Raw genomic sequence first — 5,076 nt, forward strand, 5'->3', positions numbered from 1 at the left:
CATCGCAGGTGATCTGCCGCGGAATTTGCGCCAAATCCAGTTGTGCCAACCCCAGGGTATCAGACGCAGATTGGGTAAACATCTATCTCTCCTTTTTCCATCTGATTTTTCAAAGTGACTCCAGAAGGGATGAGCCTCTTGCTCAGAAATTGAGGAGTCACAGGGATCCCCAAGAGGAGCCTGGGGAAAGGTTGTAAGAGACCCCCATCCACATCCCTGCTGCTGGATGGAGAATGTCAGATGCACGATGACCAACGGAGTTGAAAACCTCAAGCTCTTGCCCGACCGACGAGAGACTGGGAGTTCAAGCTCCTTTAGCAGATAGATCAACGTTACTTGATGAATAAAAGCTATTCCCGAAAAGATAGCCCTTTGCAATACTTTTTTAGGGAACCTTAGGGAGTTGTTAATTCCCTGTGACTCGGCTGCCAATGAAGGCCGGAACCCAAATCCAGGTTTGCTGCAGATCTTCCAGAAGCTTGTATTTTGGAACACATTAATGGTGTAATCGCCTGTTAAGCACTCTTGCGCTCGACCCCTGGGCTCTGCAGCGGCTTTCCACAGCCCAGAGCGCCCTGACAAGCGTTTTTGGTAAGATCACCCCTACAGGTCTCCCAGGGTGCCCGGCGCCCACGGCATGCACGACAACCCTACTTCCCTCTCTTCTGATTTCGAAGTCATCTCTCTGTCCAATCCTCAACAGGCCATGTCTTTGGCGGGCACTCAGGAGGCCAACCTGAGGTGGATCAGTCGCTCCAGCGGTGCTTCTGTAACGCTGCGCGGACAAGACCTGTACCTGAAAGGCACTCCCCAACAGCGGCAGCAGGTGCGGCAATGGCTAGAATTGCTGAGGCCGCTTTGGCAAACTGGGCACCCCGTCACTGTGATCGATGCAGAGCAAGCTTTTCGCGCCCTCTCCGGACAAGAGGCTGCCGCCTACCAGCAAGCACAAGCAGGGATTTTGGCCCGCACCCGCAAAGGGGAGCTTATCCGACCGAAAACGCCCCGCCAACAGGAGTACGTGCGAGCCATTCGCACCCACGACCTCTGCTTTGGCATTGGACCGGCGGGCACAGGAAAAACCTATCTGGCTGCCGTTGTGGCCATTGCTGCCCTACAAAACCGGGAGTACGAGCGTTTGATCTTGACTCGCCCGGCTGTGGAGGCGGGAGAAAAACTGGGATTTTTGCCGGGGGATCTGGTGGAAAAGGTGGATCCCTATCTGCGGCCCCTTTACGATGCCCTGTTCGAGTTTATCGACCCGGCCAAGCTGACGCAGTTGATGGAGCAGGGGGTGATCGAGGTGGCGCCGCTGGCCTATATGCGAGGCCGTACTTTGAGCAATGCCTTCATCATTTTGGACGAAGCCCAGAACACCACCCCCGAGCAGATGAAGATGGCCCTCACGCGGCTGGGATTCCGGTCGCGTATGGTGGTTACCGGGGATCTCACCCAAACGGATCTGGGCAAACATCGCATGTCCGGCCTGGCAGCGGCAGAGCGTATTCTGACAGGGGTAGAGGGGGTTGCCTTTTGCTACTTCGACCAGCGGGATGTGGTGCGCCACCCTCTGGTGCAGCGGATTGTCGATGCCTACGCCCGCTACGAGGGGCAGTCGTGAAGCTGAGGGTGCTCTTTTTCGACGCTGTGGGCACTTTGTTTCGGGTGCGGGGCAGCGTGGGCCAGGTTTACAGCCAGGTGGCAGCGGAGTATGGGGTAAGGGTGGATCCCCAGGCCTTGGATCGCGCTTTTGGCCAAGTTTTTGCCCAGGCTCCAGCCCCGGCCTGCCCAGGATTGACGGGATCCCCTTTGCGGGAGTGGGAGCGGACCTGGTGGCGCCAGGTGGTGCAGGAGACTTTTGCCCGGGTGGGATCCCTGGCTGCCTTCGGAGAGCACCGGTTTGAGGACTTCTTCACCCAATTGTTTGAGCACTTTGCCGGGGCGGATCCCTGGGAGCTGTATCCCGAGACGCTGCCGGCTTTGCGGGCCCTGCAGCAGGAAGGGATCCGGTTGGGGGTGATCTCCAACTTCGACAGCCGCTTGCCCAGGGTGCTGCAGCAGTTGCAGTTGGATCCCTACTTTTCCACCCTCACCCTCTCCACCCAAGTGGGCTATGCCAAGCCCGATCCTCGCATCTTCCAAGCTGCCCTGGCCGCCCACGGGATCCCCCCCGCAGCCGCCGGCCACATTGGCGACAGCCGCCGCGACGATTATCAGGGGGCAAAAGCAGCAGGCTTGCGAGCCCTTTGGCTGGATCGAGAGGGGAAGGATAGCTCCTGCCCAGAGCGGATAGAAGATCTGTGGGGATCCCTGTCCATGCTCAATGGGCCGAAGCAGAATTGAGCAGCAGAGGGGCAAAAAGGCCATCCGGCTTGAGCAGGTAACGCCGCAGGTTCATCCGCCGCTCCAGCAGGCAAGCGTGGCCGCTCTGGGGCGAGATTTCTACCTGCGCCTGGGGCAGCCGTTCCGCCAGCCAGCCCACCTCCTGCACCGAGGGCAACAGGCGATCCCGGCCCCCTGCCACCAGCAAAGTTGGCAGGGTCATCGACTCCAGGGGCAGCTTCTCCACAGCAAAGGATCCCAGCAAAGCCAAGCGCCGAGCAGCTACTGTGGGTTCAACACTGTGAACTGCCTGGCGCAGCCGCTCCTGATCGAGCGGCTCCATTTGGCTGAGCTCCGCCAAAACCCCCAACCCCCGCTCCGACAACTGGTGATAGAGCCCCGGTGGCAAAAAAGGCAGGAGAACATGCCCTGCCCACCACCAGGGCCTACGTCGCAGCGACGAGGCTGGATTGACCAAAATGAGGCCGCGGCACCGCTCCGGCCATTGGGCGGCCACCAACAAGGCCAGGCAGGCCCCAAAGGATTCTCCACACAAGTACGCCCCCGCTTCTAGCTGGGATCCCACCCAATCGGCCAGGGTTTCCCAGCTATCCCCCGCTTCCGGGTGGTTCAAACTCAGGGGGCGAATGCGAAACTCCCGCTGCAGAGCCTGCGCCTGCCGGTAAAACAACGTACCTGTGCCATCCATACCGGGCAAATACAGCAGCAGGGGCCGCTCCTGACCGACCGCTCCCGTTGCCGGGCTGACCAAGCTAGAGGCAGATGCTACCGGCTCGCCACTCAACTTTCTCATCTCTCTGCCAATCCCAATCGCACCTGTTCTCGGGCCGCTGCAGTTAGCTCTTGAATGACCTGCATTCGCTCGCGTCGGGATCCCTGGCGCTGCTTCCTGCCCACCCAAAGGGGGGATCCCACCCTGAGCACCACCCGCCGATACAACACCACCGGATGTCCCCCTTCCTGTTGAAATCGGGGTTCAGTGGGGTCAAACCAGCGGAAAAAAGCCATAGGAATATCTACTCCCCGCCATTCTTCCTGCGCCCACACCGCCACCGGCAGAATCGGCAAGGGATCCACCGCTGCCGCCAGCGCCAGGTGGGCAAAACCTGGCTGAAACCGCCCCACCTCCCCAGGCGAGGTCTCACGGGTGATCTGCTCCGCCCCTTCTGGGAAGATCCCCACACCCACCCCCGCTGCCAAACTGGCCTGCGCCTGGCGAAAAAAATGGATTTGCTGTCGGGATCCCTGCTTGAGGGGAATGCAGTCCAAAGCCAGGGCGATTTCCCGCAGCAGCGGCACCTGAGCCAGGTAGTAATGGCAGGCAAAGCGAATCGGTCGGCCCAACCCCGCGATCAGCACCGGTGCATCCAGAAAACTGCGGTGATTGCTCACCACCACCAGCGGGCCAGCAGGAACACGCTCCCCTCCCTCCACCCACACTTCCGTCTGGAAAAGGGTGAGCAACAACTGGGCCAGAGTCCTGGGGTCTGGAGGCCAAGAGAGAGCAGAATTGGCTGAGAACGCTGCGAAGGATCCCATCAATAGTCCACCCCGCGCCGCAGATCGGCCCCCTGCTCGGCATAGTGCTTGTGGCTCACCATTTCCGAGTGGACAGAGGCCAGCTCAAAGTAAGGTAAGGGGGCATGGCACCGCCCCGTGATGATGATCTCCGTGTCCCGCGGCTTGCGCAGCAAAGCCTGGACAATCGGCTCCACGTCCAGCAGCTCCAGATCCACCGTCGGGTTCAACTCATCCAAGATGATGGTTTTGTACAGGCCAGAAGCGATGGCCGCCCGTGCCAACTCCCAGCCCCGCTCCGCTTCTACATAGTCGATTTCCTGTTGTTTGCCCCGCCAGACAATGGCGTCCCGACCGCAACGCTGGTGATCCACCAAATCGGGGTAGCTTTCCCGCAGGGCCCGAATGGCTGCATCCTCGGTGTAGCCCGTTCCCCCCTTCAGCCATTGCATGATCAGTACACGATGGGAGAGATCCTTACTGATGCCGCGCCCAATGGCTTGCAGAGCCCGACCCAGAGCGCTGGTGGATTTTCCCTTGCCGTTGCCGGTGTAGATCTCGATGCCGCTGCAAGGGGGTTGGCCGTTTTGGGGATCCGTCGCCCGCCGGACACTGCGCATTTCCGAGTGCAAATCCGCCAGGTCGATAATTTCCTTGGGAGCGCCGCGCCCGGTGATGATCACCTCCATGGCCTCCGGCTTTTGCTTGAGGGTACTGACCACCTCCTCCACAGGCAACAGGCCCAGATCCAGCACCGGGTTGAGCTCATCCAGCACCACCACCGAGTAAAACCCCGACGCCAAAGCCCCTTTGGCCACATCCCAACCGCGGCGGGCCTCCTGACGGTCAAACTTGGTGATCTCATCTGGGCCGAAAAACTCTCCCCGCCCGGTGCGCAATTGATCGATGAGATGGGGGAAGCCTCGCTGCAGAGCCGCAATGGCCGCATCCTCAGCATAGGTTCGGCCTGGCCCCTTGAGAAACCGCACCAGCAACACCCGGCTGGGGGCCGCCTTTTCGATCCCCAAGCCAATGGAACGCAGCACAACCCCTAGGGCCGCCTGGGACTTGCCTTTGCCCTCGCCGTCGTAGACATGGATCTGGCCCCGTCGCCGATCAAACTGCTGGGCAGTCACAATCCCAATTTCTGCCATGCCCCTCCGCGTCATCCTGCTGTGGGAAAATCCCACTTTTCTACCCCCATCTTAGAGCCTA

5 protein-coding genes are annotated in these 5,076 nt (G+C 60.3%); 2 read left to right on the plus strand and 3 right to left on the minus strand.

The features are described 5' to 3' along the window. Positions 1 to 637 precede the first annotated feature (637 nt). Both NW820_RS08690 and NW820_RS08695 read left to right on the plus strand, forming a co-directional pair. Positions 638 to 1,621 (plus strand): PhoH family protein, encoded by a 984-nt coding sequence (locus NW820_RS08690; RefSeq protein ID WP_414407263.1) that lies wholly within the window; start codon positions 638 to 640, stop codon positions 1,619 to 1,621. Then, complete coding sequence (locus NW820_RS08695; protein WP_414407264.1) at positions 1,618 to 2,343, plus strand: HAD-IA family hydrolase; 726 nt, start codon at positions 1,618 to 1,620, stop codon at positions 2,341 to 2,343. The genes NW820_RS08690 and NW820_RS08695 overlap by 4 nt, the downstream gene beginning before the upstream one ends. Here NW820_RS08695 and NW820_RS08700 read toward each other — a convergent pair. From NW820_RS08700 to NW820_RS08710, 3 genes are all read right to left on the minus strand, one after another. Then, the gene (locus NW820_RS08700) at positions 2,321 to 3,136 is read right to left on the minus strand and encodes an alpha/beta fold hydrolase (protein ID WP_414352101.1); all 816 of its coding nucleotides are present in this window, start codon (positions 3,134 to 3,136) and stop codon (positions 2,321 to 2,323) included. The two genes, NW820_RS08695 and NW820_RS08700, sit on opposite strands and share 23 nt — an antisense overlap. Continuing rightward, positions 3,133 to 3,810: a lysophospholipid acyltransferase family protein gene (locus tag NW820_RS08705; protein ID WP_414374555.1), complete on the minus strand. Its 678-nt coding sequence runs from the start codon at positions 3,808 to 3,810 to the stop codon at positions 3,133 to 3,135. The genes NW820_RS08700 and NW820_RS08705 overlap by 4 nt, the downstream gene beginning before the upstream one ends. Before the next feature lie 71 nt (positions 3,811 to 3,881). Then, positions 3,882 to 5,030, minus strand: coding sequence for a cob(I)yrinic acid a,c-diamide adenosyltransferase (locus tag NW820_RS08710; protein ID WP_041436711.1), 1,149 nt, complete (start codon positions 5,028 to 5,030; stop codon positions 3,882 to 3,884). Positions 5,031 to 5,076: the final 46 nt, after the last annotated feature.

The organism is Synechococcus sp. R55.7 (assembly GCF_047461955.1).
Classification (GTDB): domain Bacteria; phylum Cyanobacteriota; class Cyanobacteriia; order Thermostichales; family Thermostichaceae; genus Thermostichus.

What these genes read in the sequence shown, in the direction of transcription:
- NW820_RS08690 (WP_414407263.1), top strand. Translation starts at nt 638, where the DNA reads ATGCACGACAACCCTACTTCCCTCTCTTCTGATTTCGAAGTCATCTCT.
- NW820_RS08700 (WP_414352101.1), bottom strand. Translation starts at nt 3,136, where the DNA reads ATGAGAAAGTTGAGTGGCGAGCCGGTAGCATCTGCCTCTAGCTTGGTC.
- NW820_RS08710 (WP_041436711.1), bottom strand. Translation starts at nt 5,030, where the DNA reads ATGACGCGGAGGGGCATGGCAGAAATTGGGATTGTGACTGCCCAGCAG.